The sequence below is a fragment of the Gellertiella hungarica genome, assembly GCF_014197145.1.
In the GTDB taxonomy this organism is placed as follows: Bacteria; Pseudomonadota; Alphaproteobacteria; order Rhizobiales; family Rhizobiaceae; genus Gellertiella; species Gellertiella hungarica.
The window spans coordinates 795,923-812,796 of record NZ_JACIEZ010000001.1 but is presented as its reverse complement, the minus strand read 5'-3'; the positions used below and the strand labels follow the sequence as shown (position 1 = coordinate 812,796).

At 64.6% G+C, this 16,874-nt stretch carries 13 protein-coding genes; 6 read left to right on the top strand and 7 right to left on the bottom strand.

From position 1 onward, the window contains the following. Positions 1-175: 175 nt before the first annotated feature. The 3 genes from GGR23_RS03850 to GGR23_RS03840 form a co-directional block, all read right to left on the bottom strand. A complete protein-coding gene (locus GGR23_RS03850; protein WP_210296824.1) occupies positions 176-1,576 on the bottom strand; it encodes an FAD-binding oxidoreductase in 1,401 nt (466 codons plus the stop codon). 34 nt (positions 1,577-1,610) lie between these two features. Further along, complete coding sequence (locus tag GGR23_RS03845; RefSeq protein ID WP_183364766.1) at positions 1,611-2,276, bottom strand: YiaD family glycine zipper/OmpA-like lipoprotein; 666 nt, start codon at positions 2,274-2,276, stop codon at positions 1,611-1,613. A 113-nt stretch (positions 2,277-2,389) separates the two neighbouring features. After that, positions 2,390-2,791, bottom strand: coding sequence for a ketosteroid isomerase-related protein (locus GGR23_RS03840; RefSeq protein ID WP_183364765.1), 402 nt, complete (start codon positions 2,789-2,791; stop codon positions 2,390-2,392). Between the two features lie 86 nt (positions 2,792-2,877). On the opposite strand from GGR23_RS03840, the gene GGR23_RS03835 reads away from it, so the two are divergent. Beyond that, positions 2,878-3,465, top strand: a complete 588-nt coding sequence (locus tag GGR23_RS03835; protein WP_183364764.1) for a GNAT family N-acetyltransferase — start codon at positions 2,878-2,880, stop codon at positions 3,463-3,465. Next, positions 3,462-4,334: a carbon-nitrogen hydrolase family protein gene (locus GGR23_RS03830; protein ID WP_183364763.1), complete on the top strand. Its 873-nt coding sequence runs from the start codon at positions 3,462-3,464 to the stop codon at positions 4,332-4,334. The genes GGR23_RS03835 and GGR23_RS03830 overlap by 4 nt, the downstream gene beginning before the upstream one ends. Here GGR23_RS03830 and GGR23_RS03825 read toward each other — a convergent pair whose 3' ends face one another. Together GGR23_RS03825 and GGR23_RS03820 are read right to left on the bottom strand one after the other, a co-directional pair. Continuing rightward, entirely contained in the window at positions 4,335-7,508 is a 3,174-nt protein-coding gene (locus GGR23_RS03825) for an efflux RND transporter permease subunit (protein WP_183364762.1), read from the bottom strand. Next, the gene (locus GGR23_RS03820) at positions 7,505-8,653 is read right to left on the bottom strand and encodes an efflux RND transporter periplasmic adaptor subunit (RefSeq protein WP_183364761.1); all 1,149 of its coding nucleotides are present in this window, start codon (positions 8,651-8,653) and stop codon (positions 7,505-7,507) included. The genes GGR23_RS03825 and GGR23_RS03820 overlap by 4 nt, the downstream gene beginning before the upstream one ends. Positions 8,654-8,888: 235 nt before the next feature. Between GGR23_RS03820 and GGR23_RS03815 the strand changes: the two genes are divergently transcribed. Beyond that, positions 8,889-11,351, top strand: a complete 2,463-nt coding sequence (locus GGR23_RS03815) for an ATP-dependent helicase (protein WP_183364760.1) — start codon at positions 8,889-8,891, stop codon at positions 11,349-11,351. A gap of 68 nt (positions 11,352-11,419) precedes the next feature. Here the strand turns inward: GGR23_RS03815 and GGR23_RS03810 are convergent, their stop codons facing one another. Both GGR23_RS03810 and GGR23_RS03805 read right to left on the bottom strand, forming a co-directional pair. Beyond that, the gene (locus GGR23_RS03810) at positions 11,420-11,884 is read right to left on the bottom strand and encodes an SRPBCC domain-containing protein (protein ID WP_183364759.1); all 465 of its coding nucleotides are present in this window, start codon (positions 11,882-11,884) and stop codon (positions 11,420-11,422) included. After that, the gene (locus tag GGR23_RS03805) at positions 11,884-12,216 is read right to left on the bottom strand and encodes an ArsR/SmtB family transcription factor (protein ID WP_183364758.1); all 333 of its coding nucleotides are present in this window, start codon (positions 12,214-12,216) and stop codon (positions 11,884-11,886) included. Before GGR23_RS03805 ends, GGR23_RS03810 begins: the two co-directional genes overlap by 1 nt. A gap of 159 nt (positions 12,217-12,375) precedes the next feature. Here GGR23_RS03805 and GGR23_RS03800 point away from each other — a divergent pair, with 159 nt between their 5' ends. The 3 genes from GGR23_RS03800 (at position 12,376) to panC (ending at position 16,873) form a co-directional block, all read left to right on the top strand. Further along, a complete protein-coding gene (locus GGR23_RS03800) occupies positions 12,376-15,120 on the top strand; it encodes a M16 family metallopeptidase (RefSeq protein WP_183364757.1) in 2,745 nt (914 codons plus the stop codon). A gap of 97 nt (positions 15,121-15,217) precedes the next feature. Further along, positions 15,218-15,853, top strand: a complete 636-nt coding sequence (gene pncA / locus GGR23_RS03795; protein WP_183364756.1) for a bifunctional nicotinamidase/pyrazinamidase — start codon at positions 15,218-15,220, stop codon at positions 15,851-15,853. A 144-nt stretch (positions 15,854-15,997) separates the two neighbouring features. Then, positions 15,998-16,873 carry a pantoate--beta-alanine ligase gene (gene panC / locus GGR23_RS03790; protein ID WP_183364755.1) on the top strand — a complete coding sequence of 292 codons (876 nt, stop codon included), beginning with the start codon at positions 15,998-16,000 and terminating at the stop codon, positions 16,871-16,873. Position 16,874 lies beyond the last annotated feature (1 nt).

The following is a 16,874-nucleotide window of genomic DNA, read 5'->3' as shown; positions in this document are numbered from 1 at the left end:
AAATCTGGAGGGAAGGAGCCCCACCGCTTTACCGTCGCGAGGACCCTAGAACAATGAAAACCGAAAGGGAACAACAGGCGTTGCTCCGCGTGCCGGGAAGATGGGCGCAGCCGCCGGATGCCTGTGGATTGCCGCCGACGACCGGCCGAACAAGGTGCCCGCCGCGCGACGCGCGTCAGAAGATCTTGCCCGGATTGAAGATGCCCTCCGGATCGAGCGCCTGCTTGACCTGCCGCATCAGATCGACGGTGCCGCCCAGCTCGGCTGCGAGGAAGGATTTCTTGCCCTGCCCGATGCCATGTTCGCCGGTGCAGGTGCCGTCCATCGCGAGCGCACGATCGTTGAGCCGGAGGAGAAACGCCTCCGCCCTTTCCACCTCCTCGGCAGACTTGCCGTCGAAGAGCAGCAGCACATGGAAATTCCCGTCGCCGGCGTGACCGACGATGGGGGCCAGAAACCCGTGTTCGGCGATATCCGCGCGGGTCTGCGACACGCAGTCCGCCAGCCTCGATATGGGGACGCAGACATCGGTGGAGACGGCATCGAGATGGGGCGCAAGCGCACGGGCTGCCCAGTAGGCATTGTGACGCGCCTTCCAGAGCCTCGCCCTCTCCGCAGCGTCGACCGTCCATTCGAAGGGCGATCCGCCGAATTCGGTGACGATGGCGGAAAACTCCGCCGACTGCAGGTCGACCGATGCCTTGCTGCCGTGAAACTCGACGAAGAGGGTTGGCAACTCCGCATGGGCAAGGCCCGAATAGAGATTGCACGCCCTGATCTGGACCGGATCGAGCAACTCGATGCGCGCCACCGGAATCCCCAGCTGAATGGTCGTCATCACCGCGTTGCAAGCCGCTTCCAGATCTTCGAACTGGCAGACACCGCCTGCGATGACCTCCGGAATGCCCTGAAGGCGAAGCGTGACCGACGTGATGATGCCGAGCGTTCCTTCTGCCCCGACGAACAGCCGTGTCATGTCATAGCCGGCGGAAGACTTGCGCGCCCGCCGCGCCGTGCGGATCTCCTCGCCATCGGCGGTGACGACGGTCAGGGAAAGGACGTTGTCCTTCATGGTGCCGTATCGCACCGCATTGGTGCCGGAAGCCCGGGTGGAGACCATGCCGCCGATGGAGGCATTGGCGCCGGGATCGATCGGGAAGAACAGGCCCGTGTCGCGCAGCGCGACGTTGAGCGCCTCGCGGGTAATGCCGGGCTCGACAGTACAGTCGAGATCGCCGGGACTGACCGAAAGCACCCGCGCCATGCCGGAGAAATCGAGCGATATACCGCCGGAGGGCGCGTTGACCTGCCCTTCAAGCGAAGAGCCGGTACCGAAGGGAACGAGAGGAACCCCATGTCGCGCGGCCAGGCGCACGGCATCGATGACATCCTCCCGGCTTTCCACGAAGACCACGCCGTCCGGCAGCTGCGCGGGAAGATAGGTGGTGGTGTGCGCGTGGTGGGCGCGCACCGCCTCGCCCGTCTGCAATCGCCCGCCGAAGCGGGCGGAAAGCTCCGGAAGCAGGGCCCTGAGCCCCGCTTCGTTTCGCAGCCCGGGTTTGGCGTCGGCCTTCATGCGCACTCCTCTCCCGGCTGTTGCGTATGCCGGATCAGCCGGCGTTGATCGGTGCGATCAGGATTTCCACGCGCCGGTTCTGGGCGCGTCCTGCTTCCGATGCGTTGGACGCGATCGGGCGGGAGGCCCCGAAGCCGACGGCAGAGATGCGGCGCTGCTCGATGCCCTGGCCGCCGAGATAGCTTGCGACCGCAAGCGCGCGGCGCTCCGACAGATCCTGGTTGTGGGCCGCGCTGCCGGTGGAGTCCGTGTGGCCGTTGATGTCGATCAGCGTCTTGTCGAATTTCCTCAGCACCAGAGCCACCGAATTCAGCGTCGGGAAGAAGCCGGGCTTCAGGCCGTCCTGATCCACGTTGAAGGTGATGTTGGAGGGCATGTTGAGAATGATGCGGTCGCCGGCACGGGTGACGGAGATGCCGGTACCCTGAAGCTGCGCCCGCAGCTCGGCCTCCTGGTTGTCCATGTAGTTGCCGATCGCGCCGCCGGCGAGACCGCCCAGAGCCGCGCCGATGAGCGCACCGTTGCGGCGCTCCACGGCGTTGCCGCCGACCGCAAGGCCGGCCAGCGCGCCAACGCCCGCGCCCAACATGGCGCCGCCAGCGGTGTTCGACATCTTCTGCTCACCCGTATAGGGGTCGGTGGTGGTGCAGCCCGCGAGATAGGTGGCGGCAAGAGCAACAAGGGCAATGCGCTTCAGCATGGAATCAGGCTCCGTGAAAGTGTTTGCTGAAGCCCATAGCACAAATCGCGGCATTTTCATGAGCAATGCGTGAATTTGGGTGGGGGGAACCCGTGCGGAGTTCCAGGCGACGCTCAGCCGCGCACCTGCCTCAGCCAGTCGTTCACATTGTAGTAGTTCGTGACCCGGGCGATCTTGCCGTTGCGGATCTCGAAGAATGCCCCCACGAGAAGCTTGTAGGTCTGTCCGTGCGCTTCCGGAAACCCTTCCGAGGTTTCGGTATAGGTGCCGGTAAGCTGGAATTCCGCAGCTGCCCGGGTGCCGTCCTCGTTGGTGAAGATAACCATGTCGTGCAGCTCTTCCTTGTAGGCGGCATTCATGTTGCCCATGAAGCGGCGGAAGGCCTCCTTGCCGATTTCCCGTCCGCCCTGGTTCACGTCATGGATCACGTTGTCATCGAGCAGATCGAAGAACGCATCCATGTCGCGCCGGTTGAAGGCATCGTAATAGGCACGGATAATCTCGGTTGCGTTCATGACTTCCTCCATGTCAATTTCGACGTGCGGGGACTGCCCCGCTTAAAGCTATACCGGCCGCAAAAACCGATGAAAACGCCCTTCGCATGAATATCCAGACCTTCGTGGGCAAGGACATCGCGCCCTGCATCCCCCATCTCGCCCGGCTCCGGATGACGGTGTTTCGCGCATTTCCGTATCTGTACGAAGGGTCGGCGGATTACGAGGAAACCTATCTGGCCACCTACGCGGCCTCGCCTGACAGCGTATTCGTTCTGGCCTTTGAGGGCGGGGAGATCGTCGGCGCTTCCACCGGCCTGCCCATGGCAGACGAGACGGACGAGGTGAAGGCGCCGTTCCTCGCCTCGGGGCGCGATCCTGCCGGGATTTTCTATTTCGGGGAAAGCGTGCTTCTCGAAAGCTATCGGGGACGGGGCATCGGCGTGCGTTTCTTCGAGGAGCGCGAGGCCCATGCCCGGCGCCTCGGCCGGTTTTCGACGCTCGCCTTCTGCGCCGTCGAGCGTCCGCCGCATCACCCTGCGCGACCGGCGGATTATGTGCCCCTGCATGCCTTCTGGGGCAGGCGCGGATTCGTGCATCACCCCGAGCTCGTCGCCGAGTTTCGCTGGCGCGACATCGGCGATGCGCAGGAAACCGGAAAACCCCTTTCCTTCTGGCTTAAGGACCTCTCATGACCCTTCGCGTTGCAGCCTGCCAATATTCGATCGATCTCATCGAAACCTGGGACGCCTATGCCCACAGCCTGATGACGCTCTGCCGCGACGCTGCCGACAAGGGGGCACAGCTGCTCGTCCTGCCGGAATATTCCGCCATGGTTCTCACCGGGCAGCTTCCGCCCGACCTGCGCTCCGACCTGCACGGATCGCTCAAGGCCATGCAGCCGCTGATCCCCCGCTTCGTCGAGCTTTCGGAGGAAATCGCCCGGAACCTCGGCGTCTACCTGGTCAACGGATCCGCACCCGTGCTCGACGGGGACGGTCTCTATCGCAACCGTGCATGGTTCTTCGGGCCGGATGGTCTCATCGGCACGCAGGACAAGCTCATGATGACCCGCTTCGAGCGCGAGCAGTGGAACATCTCCGGCGGCAAGGGACTGACGCTCTTCGAGACCCCCATCGGCCGGTTCGGCATCCTCATCTGCTACGACAACGAATTTCCGATGCTGGCGCGCACCCTGTCCGAAGGCGGCGCGGACATGATCCTCGCCCCCTCCTGCACCGACAAGGAGGCCGGCTATTTCCGGGTTCGCGTGGGCGCGCAGGCCCGCGCGCTGGAAAACCAGATCGCCGTTCTGGTCTCGCCCACGGTAGGCTCAGCGCCCTGGTCTCCCGCCGTCGACGAGAATGTGGGCCGCGCGGCGTTGTACGTGCCGTCCGACTACGGCATGCCGGCAAGCGGCGTCTTTGCGGAAAGCGCCGAGCTGCAGCCCCGCGAAAGCCGCTGGCTGATCACCGACATCGACCTCTCCGAGGTGCGCCGCCTGCGACACGAGGGCCAGGTCGCGACGAATCGCGACTGGCCGGAGCAGTTCGAACGCATTTGATCAGATGCCGGCGCCGCCGGTCACCGGAAGCGCGGAGGCCTGCTGCATCTCTTCCGAGAGCCGCCGCTCCTCATCCGCATGAGGCTTGGAGAAGCGGGCGAGCAGGAGATAGGCCACGGGCGTGACATAGAGCGTTACGATGACCGCGAGACCCAGCCCGCCCACGATGACCCATCCCAGCGCCACGCGCGCTTCCGCCCCGGCCCCGGTGGCAAGCACGAGCGGCACGCCCCCGAGGATGGTGCAGATCATCGTCATCATGACAGGCCGCAAGCGCAGCCGGCAGGCCTCCTCGATCGCCTCCCTCACGCTGCGCCCGTGGTCGCGCAGCTGGTTGGCGAACTCGACGATCAGGATGCCGTTCTTCGCCATTACGCCCACCAGAAGCACGAGGCCGATCTGGCTGTAGATGTTGAGGCTGGTGCCCGTCAGAACGAGTGCAAAGGCGGCGCAGGCGAGCCCGAGCGGTACTGTCGTCATGATCACCAGCGCGCTGATGCCGCTTTCGAACTGGGCGGCCAGCACGAGGAAGATGATCAGGATCGCAAAGCCGAAGGTGGTGAACATGCCGCTGGAGTTTTCCTGCAGCGTTGCCGCCTCCGACAGCGGGATCATCCGCACCCCCTGCGGCAGGAGGCTCTCCGCCAGCGCGTTCGTTCGCGCCACCGCCTGGCCAAGGGTGACCCCCTCCTTGAGGCCCGCGGTGATGGAGACGCTCGCCAGCTGCTGCTCGCGGGTGAGCTGCGGCGGCACGGACTTCTCCTCGAAGCTGGCAATGGCCGAAAGCGGCACCACCCGGCCATCGCCTGCCCGCAGGAAGACGTTCTCGAGATCGCCGGGATCGTTCACGGGGCGGCTCTCCGCAGTGAGGCGGATCGGATAGAGCTTGCCGCCGGTATGGACCTCGCCGGTCTTGTACCCTGCAAGAAGCGCCTGAAGCGTCAGCGAGACCGTGCTGGTGGAAACGCCGAGGCTCGCCGCACGGTCGCGGTCGATGTCGACCGTGATCTGCGGCCGCGCCGCATCGTTCGACAGGCGCGGTGCCTCGAAAAGGCCGGTGTCGTCGAGGGCTGCCACAAGCTTGGTGGCCGTCTCGTTGAGAACCCCGCGGTCGTTGCCGAGAAGCGCGACCTGCAGGCCGCTGCCGGCGCCGCGAATGCGCAGGCTGTTCGACTGGAAGGCCGTCACACGGACGCCGGGGATGGTGGAAGTCAGGCGGCTGATGTCGCTCGCGATGTCGTTCTGGGTGCGCGTGCGCGCCTCCCACGGGCTGAGGGTCAGCACCACAAACCCGCTGTTGGCACTGCCACCCTGCCCCGAGATGGAGAAGGTGTTGGCGATTTCCCCCGATTTGCGCAACGGCAGGAGGTTTTCCTCGATGCGGCGGATCTGGTCGCGCATGTAATCGAGGCTCACCCCTTCCGGCGCCTGTACCCGGAGCATGACCATCGAGCGGTCTTCGCGCGGCGTCAGTTCCTGCGGAACACGGGTAAAGGCCACATAGGCGAAGGCTGCGAAGACGACGGAGACGGCAATGACGACGGCAGGCGCACCGAGGCAGGCGCGGACACTGCGCATGTAGAGATTGGAGAAGGCATCGCCGATGGCACTCGGCTTTTCCCCCTCGTCCCGGCCGCCTTTCAGCATCCGCGATGCCAGCATCGGGCAGAGCGTCAGCGACACGATCGAGGAGAGGAGCACCGAGAAGGCCAGCACGAAGCCGAACTCCTTGAACAACCCGCCCACCTGGCCTGGCAGGAAGGACAGCGGCACGAAAACAGAGGCGAGCGTCAGCGTCGTGGCAATCACGGCGAAGAACACCTGCCGCGTGCCGATCACCGCCGCCGCCCGCGCGCTCATGCCTTCGTGCATCCGGCGCACGATGTTTTCCAGGACGACGATGGCGTCGTCCACCACCATGCCGGTTGCCAGAACCACCGCCAGCAGCGTGAGAATGTTGATAGAGAAGCCGGCAAGCCAGACGGCAGCCAGCGTCCCCACCAGCGCCACCGGCAATGTGACCGCCGGAATGATCGTCGCGCGCCAGTCGCGGAGGAAAAGATAGAGGACCACCACCACGATGACGCAGGCCAGCACCAGCGCATTCACCACTTCATGGATGGAGCCGCGGATGAAGGCCGCGTCGTCACTGGTAATTGCGAGAGTGGTTCCCTTGGGCAGGGATGCCTGCAGATCCGCAACGACCTGCTTCACGCCATTCGAGATATCGAGCGTGTTCGACTGTGCCTGCCGGATGATGCCAAGACCGATGCCGGCGCGTCCATTCGCCCGAAGAGCAGAGCTGCCGTCTTCCGGGCCGACCGTGATTGTCGCGACATCGCCCAGCGTGACCCGGTCCTTGACCACAAGCCGGCGGAAGGCTTCCGGATCGGTGAGATCCACCGCGGCGCGCACCACAAGCTCCTGCTTGCCGCCGGAAAGCGAGCCCGCCGGTACATCGAGCGCCACGTCGGACAGCGCGCTCTGCAGATCCGAAAAGGTCAGCCCGCGACTTGCCAGTGCCGCCTGATCCACATCGATGCGATAGACCTTCTCGGCATTGCCGTAGGTTTCCACGTCCGCCACGCCCTGAACCGCGGCCAGGCGATCCGAAATCTCGTCCTCGACGAGCTGGGTCAGATCGTCCATCCCCAGCGTGTCGGAGGTGATCGCAAGCCGCATGACCGGCTGGCTGTCGGCATCGGCCTTGACCACCTGCGGCTCTTCGGCCTCTTCGGGCAATTGCCCGGCAGCGCGGGAAAGCGCGTTGCGCACATCCGTCGAGGCCACGTTGATGTCTGTTCCGGTCACGAATTCCAGCGTCACGCGGCTCGATCCGTAGGACGATGAGGACGAAATGGATTTCAGACCGGACACGCGGGACACCGCGCTTTCGATGACGCGGCTGAGGCGGTCGTCCACGGTCTCGGGGGAGGCACCGGAAAAGGTCGTGTTGACCGTTATGACGGGGCGGTCGACATCGGGCAGCTCGCGCACTTCTATACCGAAATAGGCGGCGAGGCCCGCCACCACCATCAGCGCGTTGAATACAAGCGCCAGTACGGGCCGGCGCACGAAGAGCGCGGTGAAGCTGTCGGTGGCGGAAGGAGCTGCTGCCGGTTCCGGGCGGGCGGGCTCCGCCCGGTCGTGGGGTTCCTTGCTCTCGCTCGTCATGCACCGGCTCCGCCATTGTCGACACGGACGGCCATTCCCGGACGAAGGCGCTGCACGCCCTCGGTGACCAGACGGTCGCCCGGCTTGATGTCCGCCTTGAACAGGACGCGGTCCGCATCCCGCTGGACCACCGATCCCCTCACCTTCTCCGCCTTGTCTCCCTCGCCGAGACGCCAGACATAAGCGCCTTCGCCATCCCACTGGACAGCCAGAGGATCGACTGCCGGATAACGCTCGCCCTCGAAGCGAAGCGTGACGGTGAAGGACATGCCGCCGCGCAGGCGATCGTCTCCATTGTCGATCCGCGCCCGCACGCGGATGGTGCGGCTGACGGCATCCATCTGGTTGTCGAGCGCCGCGATCTCGCCCTTGAACACTTCGCCGGGGAAGGCAATCGTCCGCGCCTCCAGTGCCATGCCGGGCTTCAGAAAGGAGACGAAATGCTCCGGCACATAGAAATCGACGAGCAGGGAGGAGCGGTCGTCTATCACGACAATCGGTGTCGAGGGCGTCACATAGGCGCCCATGCTGACCTGCACGATCCCGGCCACGCCGTCGGCCGGCGCCAGGATGTCACGGCGCTTGAGGTTCGTTTCCGCGATGTTCAGCTCCAGCTGCGCTTCCTCCGCGGTCACACCGGCGGTGAACTGCTGCAGCCGGGTGATGGAGGCATTGGAGCCTTCATAGGTCTTCTTGGTTTCGAGCGAGCCCTTCAGGGTCACCGCCGCCTTGTCGCGGGCAAGAAGCTCCGCCTGGTTGTCGAGCTGGCCGAGCAGCTGGCCCGCCTTTACCTTGTCGCCCGGCTTGACGTCGAGGCGGGTGACGACACCGCTGCCCTGCGGCATCACGGTCACCGAATTCAGCGCCTGACCGGTGCCGATGGCGTCGAGCCGCGCATTGGCGACCCCTTCCGTCACCGCTGCGACCACGACCAGCGGCGGCCCGTCCGCACGACGGCCCTGCCCCTGTCCCTGTCCGCCCGCGCCCTGCCCCCGTCCTGCCGCAGCTCCCTCGCCCTGCCCGGCTGCCGGCTTGCCGCTGGCGCGCGCCAGAAGCGCAGCCCCTTCCGGCGTGTACCAGACCGCCACGGCTCCGCCCACGACCAGAACGGCCAGGCTCAGCGCCAGCTGCTTTGCGATTCTCATGCGTCACTCCGGTATTGATGGCCGGCCCGGCGGCTCCGGGCGGCCGGATCGATCCCTGTAATAGCGGATCCAATATGGTTTTTTTGACGTAGGGGGCAAGCAGCGAAGCGCTGGCGGAAGATGAAGATTTCGTAAGGTTTGTTGACTTCCCGTCCAAAGCCTGTAGGCCATCCGGCGGAATGAAAGGCGAACATTGATTCTGGCCTTTCCCGGGATAATCGCTACATTACCGCCCATGACAAATATATACGACGACATTCCCTTCTTCGATGAGGATCAGGCGCCGCAGCCGGCAAAGCCCGCGCAGCCGCAGCCGTCCGGCATCGCGGCCCGTGCGCTCGCCGCGCGTGGGGCGAGCCCGGCTGCGCCCGATTACCTCGCGACGCTGAACCCGGAACAGCGGGAAGCGGTGGAAAGCGTCGATGGCCCGGTTCTGGTGCTTGCCGGCGCCGGAACCGGCAAGACCCGCGTGCTCACCACCCGCATCGCCCACATTCTCGCCACCGGCCGTGCCTGGCCGAGCCAGATCCTTGCTGTGACCTTCACCAACAAGGCCGCCCGCGAGATGAAGGAGCGCATCGGAGTGTTTGCCGGCCATGCGGTGGAAGGCATGCCCTGGCTGGGCACCTTCCACTCGATCGGCGTGAAGCTCCTGCGCCGTCACGCGGAACTGGCGGGTCTGCGCTCCGATTTCACCATTCTCGATACGGACGACGTCATCCGCCTCATCAAGCAGCTGATCCAGGCGGAAGGGCTCGATGACAAGCGCTGGCCTGCCCGCCAGTTTGCCGGCATGATTGATGGCTGGAAGAACAAGGGGCTTCTCCCGGCCGATATTCCCGAGGGGGACGCGCGGGCCTTTGCCAACGGCAAGGGCCGCCAGCTCTACGCCGCCTACCAGAACCGGCTCAAGACGCTGAATGCCTGCGATTTCGGCGATCTTCTGCTTCACCCGATCGCGATCTTCCGCCAGAACCCCGACATCCTGAAGGAATATCACCAGAAATTCCGCTACATTCTCGTCGACGAGTATCAGGACACGAATACGGCGCAGTACATGTGGCTGCGCCTCCTGGCCCAGCGCCCCAAGGGCGAGCCGCAGAATGTCTGCTGTGTCGGCGATGACGACCAGTCGATCTATGGCTGGCGCGGTGCCGAAGTGGACAACATCCTGCGCTTCGAGAAGGATTTTCCAGGCGCCAAGGTGATCAAGCTCGAGCGCAACTACCGCTCGACCGAGCATATTCTCGGTGCCGCCGGCCATCTGATCGCGCACAACGAGGGGCGCCTCGGAAAGACGCTCTTCACCGAGCGCACCGATCCCGACGACGAGAAGGTCATCGTCCATGCCGCCTGGGATTCCGAAGAGGAAGCGCGCGCCGTTGGCGAGGAAATCGAACAGCTTCAGCGCCAGAAGCACAATCTGAACGACATGGCGATCCTGGTGCGCGCCTCGTTCCAGATGCGCGAGTTCGAAGATCGCTTCGTAACGCTCGGTCTCAACTACCGGGTCATCGGCGGTCCGCGCTTCTACGAGCGGCTCGAAATCCGCGATGCCATGGCCTATTTCCGGCTTGTGTGCCAGCCGGCGGACGATCTCGCCTTCGAGCGCATCATCAACACGCCGAAGCGCGGACTTGGCGATACCACCGTGCGCACCCTGCACGACTATGCCCGGGCCCGGGATATCCCGATGCTGCAGGCCGCCGCCGACATCATCGAGACGGACGAGCTGAAGCCCAAGGCCCGCAAGGCGCTTTTCGACGTCGTGACGGATTTCAGGCGCTGGCAGGGCCTGCTGGAAAACACCCCGCATACGGAACTTGCCGAGCAGATCCTCGACGAAAGCGGCTATACCGCCATGTGGCAGGCGGACAAATCTGCGGAAGCTCCGGGGCGGCTGGAGAACCTCAAGGAACTCATCCGCTCGATGGAAGCCTTCGAGAGCCTGCGCGGCTTCCTGGAGCACGTGGCCCTCGTCATGGATGCCGAGCAGAACGAGGAGATGGACGCCGTCTCGATCATGACCCTCCATTCCGCCAAGGGCCTGGAATTCGACACCGTCTTCCTGCCCGGCTGGGAGGAAGGCCTCTTCCCGCACCAGCGCGCACTCGACGAAGGCGGCCGTGCCGGGCTGGAAGAGGAGCGCCGGCTCGCCTATGTGGGCATCACCCGGGCAAAGCGCCGCTGCCATATCTGGTTCGTGTCGAACCGGCGCATCCATGGCCTCTGGCAGTCGACCCTGCCCTCGCGCTTCCTGGACGAGCTTCCGCCTGCCCATGTGGACGTGGCGGAATCGGAAACCTCCTATGGCGGCTATGGCGGGCGTGGCGGCTACGGCCAGTCGCGCTTCGACCGGGCCGATCCCTTTGCCAATTCCTACAATTCGCCCGGCTGGAAGCGGGCCCAGCAGAACGCGAATTCCTCCACGCGCGACAACTGGGGCACCCGCTCCGGCCATCAGGTGGAGCGGATCGGCTATGGCGAAAGCGGCCCGCGGGGGCGCACCATCGACGGCGAGCTGGTGGCAAAATCCGTTTCCGACACGCCCTCGCGCTTCAGCGTCGGCGAGCGGGTCTTCCACCTGAAATTCGGCAACGGCAACATCAGGAACATCGAAGGCAACAAGCTCACCATCGATTTCGACAAGGCCGGCGAGAAGCGGGTGCTGGAGGGATTTGTCGAGAAGGTTGGGTGAAGGCTTGCTTGCCCGCCAGTCCTAGATTGAAGAAATCCTCTCCCCTGCGAGCACAAGGCCGATCCCTATCAAACCACCCCTTCAAGCCGCTTGTAGCTTGCTTCCATGCCGTGTTCCATGCCGGTTGCGAGCATGGCCTCGACGGTGGCGGCATCCGGAAGGGTCATGCGGAGCGTCATCAGCGTTCCGCCGCCATCGGCCTCGAACGTGGTCTCGACGTGGTTGTCGGGCGTCGGATCCGGCAGGAACATGCGTTCCACATGGCGGATGCGCCTGAAGGGTTCGAGTTCCAGGTATTCGCCTGTCAGGTAGAAGCCATTGCCCTGCCCGTCGGACCATTCGAAACGGATGGCGCCGCCGGGACGGGGTTCACTGATGCAGACCGGCATGGTCCAGCCCTCGGGCCCAAGCAGCCATTTCTGCAGGAGAGCCGGCTCGGTGTGGGCGCGGTAGACGAGTTCGGGCCGGGCGGCGAAGCGGCGGGTCACGACCACTTGCCGGTCGCCGTCACGTTTCAGGGTCAGTCCGGTCATCATGCTTCTCCTTCGTTCATTTCGATATCCGCCAGCAAGGCGTCCAGTCGGCTGTAATTGGTTTCCAGAACCCGTCTGAGATCGGCGATCCACCGGTCGATCGCATCCAGCGCTGCCGGCTCCAGACGGCACGGCCGGCGTGTGCCGTCCACCCGCCGGGATACCAGCCCTGCCCCCTCCAGCACCTTCAGATGCTTGGAGATTGCAGGCTGAGACATGGAAAACGGCGCCGCAAGCTCCAGCACGGTCGCCTCACCGCGCGCCAGCCGCGCCAGGATCGCACGCCTGGTCGGGTCAGCCAGCGCATTGAAGGACTGATCGAGATTCTGCATGCCGCACTCCATAACTTTTGAGTTATATAACTTTACAGCTATGGATATGTCAAGCGGCCGTATTTCTTGTGCCCTGCGTAGTGTCGCGGCTTTTCCGCCCCAGTTTGGCCGCTATGATCCCGCAGCCCTCGCGGACCCATGTCTGGAACCGGAAACCTCATGCTGATCAGATCGCCTCTCGCCCGTATCGTGTCCGCCTCGCTTCTGGCCGCGACGCTTTCCTTCCCGCTGCCGCTGGGCGCGGAGCAGCAGGCACCCGAGATAGAACAGTACAAGCTGGAAAACGGGCTGACGGTGGTTCTGGCTCCGACGCGCAATTCCCAGACGGTCAGCACGGTCGTGCTTTACGAAGTGGGATCGGCCGATGAAAAACCGGGTCGTTCGGGCTTTGCCCATCTCTTCGAGCACCTGATGTTCGAAGGCACGCCCGACGTGCCCGATTACGATGCGGCCATCTCCGCCGTCGGCGGAGAAAACAATGCCTACACGGAATGGGATTCGACGACCTATCACAACACCGGCCCGAAGGAGGCCCTGCCGGAATTCATCCGGCTGGAAGCCGACCGCATGGCCAATCTTGCCAATGGCGTGACGCAGGAAGATCTCGACAACCAGCGCGCGGTCGTCCTCAACGAAATGCGGCAGAACACGCTGGATTCGCCCGGCGGCGCGGCTGTCGAGCAGATGAATGTCGAGCTCGCTCCTGCCGGCCATCCCTATGCCCATGCGGTGATCGGCTCGATCAAGGACCTGCAGGCGGCCCGCCTCGAGGATGTGGTCGCCTTCCACCGGCTCAACTACCTGCCGGATCGGGCCACACTGGCGATTTCAGGAAATTTCGATGTGACGCGGGCTAAAGCGGACATCGAGCTGACCTTCGGCCTCATCCCGGCACCCGATCGCGGCTGGGCAGTCACCCGGTGGTTCAACCGGATGCTCGAGAAGATCGGACTGGGTTCCGAAGCCGGCCCTGTGCCGCCCCTTGGCGAGCCGAAGCAGCTCGTCTTCAAGGATGCCGTCACCGAGCCCGCGATCAGCATGGCCTGGCCCGGTCCGGAAGGACTGTCGAAGGAAGCGGTCGAGCACATGTTGCTGGGGGCAGTGCTTTCCACGGGCAAAAGCTCGCTCCAGCAGAAGCTGGTCATCGACGAGCGCATTGCGAATTCGGCAGGGGCAGGCTTCGAGTTTCGCAACCTGGGTGGCACCTTCTCCGTCAGCGCATCGGCCGCAAAGGGCGTGCCTGTCGAGAAGCTGGAGACGGCACTCAGGACAACGCTCGGTGCCATCGCGGCGGAGGGCATTTCCCCGGAAGCTCTCGATGCGGCGCGGTCGCAACTCAAGGAGGGCCTCGACAACCTGCCCAACTCGCCGCTCGGCTTTGCCATCGGCCTTGCCAATGCCGCCGCCTGGGGAGGAGATGCCGCGACCTGGCGCGATCAGGAAACGCTCGCCCGGGAGGTCACCCCGGAGGAGTTGACCGATCTGCTGAAGTCGCTGCTCGACAGACCCGCCGTCTCCGTGCGGCTGCTCCCGGGACCACGCAATGCCACCTATCCCCCGGCGCTGGCGGATTCGACCGGTGCGCTCCAGCCGGAAGAGGCCCCGGCGCGACCCGACATTCCCATGCCGAAGCTCGAAATGGACGCGGTTGCGGGCCTTGAGTTGCCGGAGATGTCGGAGCGCGTGCTGGCAAACGGTGCGAAACTGCTCGTCTACAAGAGCAGCGACGCGCAGCGGGCAAGCATAGCGATCGTCGTCCCGGGCGGAACGACCGCAGCGGAGCCTGCCCTTGCCGACATCGCGCTCGGGATCGGCAGCCGCGGACTGGGAGATACGCCCCTGGTGTCACTCGATCAAAAACTGAAGCAGGAGGGGATAAGCCTCAGCGGCAATGCGGGGGCCTATCGCTCCGTCCTTGGCGCCTCCGCACCGCTGAAAAAATTCGACACTGCCGCATTCTATCTTTCGCAGGCGATCATGCGCCCCCGCTTCGATGCCAAGGAATGGAAGGCGATGATCGAGGGTGCGATGACCGGCATCGAACAGCGCAGGCTGGATCCCGGCTATCAGGCCCTCCGCGGCCTTGTCGGCCAGATCTATCCGGCGAATGCGGCAGAAGCGCGCGAAAGCACCGCGGAGGGCCTGCAGGCGCTGACACCGGAGCGGGCGCGCAGCATCTTCGACGGACTGGTGCAGCCCGAGCGGGCAACGGTCCATGTCGTCGCCGCCCTCGATGCCGACGATGTGAAGGCTCGTCTCGACAAGGCCTTTGCCGGCTGGACAGGCGGACGCAATGCCCCCCTTTCGCCCGAGCCCGTCCGTCCGACGGTCGCGGAGGGCCTGACCAGGCGGCCTGTCGAAGGCGCGACGCAGAGCATGATCATCGCGGCGATGAAGGCCCCCTCTCCCGAAACCGCGGACGGCCCCGCATTCGACCTCGCGGTCCGCATCCTCGGCGGCACCTTCAAGAGCCGTCTCAACCTCGTTCTTCGCGAGGAGAAGGGCTGGTCCTACGGCATCAGCGCGGAAACGCAGGGAACGCGCGGACTGGACAATGCCCTTCTCTACATCCAGGCCGCGGTCGACACCGCTCACACCAGCGATTCCCTCGGCGAAATCCGCAGGATCGTGAAGGAGATGGCAACCCGGCCCATCACGCCGGAGGAATTCGAAACCGCCCGCAAGACGATGAAGTCGGAGTTTCTGTCCGCCACGGCCAATGGCAGCAGTCTGGCCGGCCTCGTGGTGGGGCTCGAATCCACCGGCTACACGCTTGGCGATCTGGCAACCTACCTGAAGCGGATCGACGATCTGACGCTTCAGGACGTTCAGGCGCAGGCAAGCCGCATCGCAGCCCAGCCGATCGCGATCTCGGTTGCGGGCGATCCGAAACAGATGAAGTGACGGCCTTGCCGAGCATGAGGGCGGTCTTTTTCTGCCGCCGCTCTTGCCGTGGCCGCCGGGCCTTGCCATGTTGCAGCGCAAAGAAAGGATGGCGCTGATGAAGGCTTTGCTTCTTGTCGATCTGCAGAACGGGTTCTGCCCGGGCGGAAACCTGCCCGTTGCGGAAGGCGATCAGGTGATACCCGTGGCCAACCGGCTGATGCGGGATGGCGGCTATGACCTCATCCTCGCCTCGCAGGACTGGCATCCTGCCAATCACGGCAGCTTCGCCTCCCAGCATCCGCACGCACGGCCCTTCGAAATGGGCACGCTGTCAGGCAAGCCGCAGATGCTCTGGCCCGACCACTGCGTCCGGGGGACGGAGGACGCCGACTTTCATCCACAACTTGAGAAAAGCCGGATTCACTTTGTCCAGAAGAAGGGCCAAGATATTGGCGTGGATAGCTATTCCGCCTTCCGGGACAATGATCGCTCAGCCCTCACCGGCCTCGCCGACGAGATCCGGCGCCGGGGCGTCACGGCACTCGACATCGGCGGACTGGCAACGGATTACTGCGTGAAATTCTCGGTTCTCGACGCTCTCGAGCTCCTGCCCGGCGTCAGGGTCCGCTTCGTCTCGGACCTCTCCCGCGGCATTTCTCCTGAGGGAGTCGAGGCCGCCGTTTCGCAGATGCGGGCGGCAGGCGTGCCGGTCGTGACGAGTGCGGACATTCTCGCCGAAGCCTCCCGGTGACGCCGGAGAAGGCAATCCCTGCCCGCCTTTTGGACAGTTGCCCAAATGTTGGGTTTGCTTTTTTGCACTGCACAGTTTACCACAGAACCCATGGACGCCCGCGGGCCTTGATCCCGCGCTAACCCGGCAGAGGGAGGGCTGGAGTTGGAAACCGTCAAGACTATCGCCCGGCTGCGCGAACTCGTTTCCGCCCATCGCAAGGCAGGCCGCAGCATCGGTCTCGTTCCCACAATGGGCTATCTTCATGACGGCCACATGTCGCTCGTTGCCCATTCCCGCGCAGAAAATGATGTGACGGTCGTGTCCATCTTCGTGAACCCGCTGCAGTTCGGTGCGAACGAGGACCTCGCCCGATATCCCCGCGACCTTCCGCGCGACAGCGCCCTGCTCGTTTCCGGCGGCGTCGACATCCTCTTCGCGCCCGAGGTGGAGGACATGTATCCGGAGCCTATGCAGACGGTGGTCGACGTGCCGCGCCTCGGTTCCGAACTCGAAGGCTCCGTGCGCCCCGGCCATTTTGCCGGCGTGGCAACGGTCGTCACCAAGCTTTTCAACATCGTGCAGCCCGATGCCGCCTATTTCGGCGAGAAGGACTACCAGCAGGTCACCATCATCCAGCGCATGGTGAAGGATCTGGCGATGCCGGTCCGCGTCGTCCCCGTCGAAACGGTGCGCGAGAAGGACGGCCTCGCCTGCTCGTCCCGCAATGTCTATCTGACGCCCGAAGAGCGCAAGGCGGCCGTGATCGTGCCGCATGCCCTCGAAGAGGCCGAGCGCCTCTTCCGCAGCGGGATGACTGACATCAAGGCCTTCGAGGCCGCGATCCGGGACTTCATCCGCCGCGAGCCGCTGGCGGATCCGGAAGTGGTGGCCCTTCGCCATCCGGAGACGCTCGAGGCCCTCGATCGCGTCGACGGGCCGGTTCTGCTCCTGCTCTTCGTCCGCTTCGGCCGGACCAAGCTTCTCGACAATCGCGTGATCGGCCGCAAGGCAATCGCTCCCATAACGAAGGCTGCCTGAC

Excerpts from the sequence above, each read along its gene's own strand:
- GGR23_RS03850 (WP_210296824.1), bottom strand. The coding sequence starts at position 1,576 with ATGAAGGCCGACGCCAAACCCGGGCTGCGAAACGAAGCGGGGCTCAGG.
- GGR23_RS03845 (WP_183364766.1), bottom strand. The coding sequence starts at position 2,276 with ATGCTGAAGCGCATTGCCCTTGTTGCTCTTGCCGCCACCTATCTCGCG.
- GGR23_RS03840 (WP_183364765.1), bottom strand. The coding sequence starts at position 2,791 with ATGAACGCAACCGAGATTATCCGTGCCTATTACGATGCCTTCAACCGG.
- GGR23_RS03835 (WP_183364764.1), top strand. The coding sequence starts at position 2,878 with ATGAATATCCAGACCTTCGTGGGCAAGGACATCGCGCCCTGCATCCCC.
- GGR23_RS03830 (WP_183364763.1), top strand. The coding sequence starts at position 3,462 with ATGACCCTTCGCGTTGCAGCCTGCCAATATTCGATCGATCTCATCGAA.
- GGR23_RS03825 (WP_183364762.1), bottom strand. The coding sequence starts at position 7,508 with ATGACGAGCGAGAGCAAGGAACCCCACGACCGGGCGGAGCCCGCCCGC.
- GGR23_RS03820 (WP_183364761.1), bottom strand. The coding sequence starts at position 8,653 with ATGAGAATCGCAAAGCAGCTGGCGCTGAGCCTGGCCGTTCTGGTCGTG.
- GGR23_RS03815 (WP_183364760.1), top strand. The coding sequence starts at position 8,889 with ATGACAAATATATACGACGACATTCCCTTCTTCGATGAGGATCAGGCG.
- GGR23_RS03810 (WP_183364759.1), bottom strand. The coding sequence starts at position 11,884 with ATGACCGGACTGACCCTGAAACGTGACGGCGACCGGCAAGTGGTCGTG.
- GGR23_RS03805 (WP_183364758.1), bottom strand. The coding sequence starts at position 12,216 with ATGCAGAATCTCGATCAGTCCTTCAATGCGCTGGCTGACCCGACCAGG.
- GGR23_RS03800 (WP_183364757.1), top strand. The coding sequence starts at position 12,376 with ATGCTGATCAGATCGCCTCTCGCCCGTATCGTGTCCGCCTCGCTTCTG.
- pncA (WP_183364756.1), top strand. The coding sequence starts at position 15,218 with ATGAAGGCTTTGCTTCTTGTCGATCTGCAGAACGGGTTCTGCCCGGGC.